At 40.0% G+C, this 402-nt stretch carries 1 protein-coding gene; it reads right to left on the reverse strand.

The window, feature by feature from the left end; all coding sequences use genetic code 11:
- Positions 1–136, reverse strand: a 136-nt coding sequence (locus tag AC1DUA_RS40825) for a GntR family transcriptional regulator (RefSeq protein ID WP_477505039.1), incomplete at its 3' end; no start/stop codon positions are given.
- Between the last annotated feature and the right edge of the window lie 266 nt (positions 137–402).

The following is a 402-nucleotide window of genomic DNA, read 5'->3' on the forward strand; positions in this document are numbered from 1 at the left end:
GTGTAGGGCGGCTTACCTCGAATTTCTTGGCGAGCTCCGGCTCAGACGGAAGTTTGTCTCCCGGCTTAAGTTCGCCTTCGTTGATGCTTCTTTCAATCTCTTCTTTGACTCTGAGATAAAGCAACTTTTTCTCCAAATTTCAGCGATTCCTCTCTATAGGTTGATGATGGTAGTATGTTCAATGTTCACTTAAGTTCAAGCTGTCTGACAACAATAGTGTACCACAATTTTTGAAATTTGAAAGACTAGTTAAGCCATATTATTAGCAAAATCAAGCCATTCATCTACACAATTATTTAACATTGGATCGATTGACATAAGCGAGATATCTTCCCTATAATTTTAGATGTCAGACAGCATGAAACGCAACGAGGAAGGAAGGAGGACTTGCTACAATCAGGG

The organism is Paenibacillus sp. 01T422, assembly GCF_056398785.1.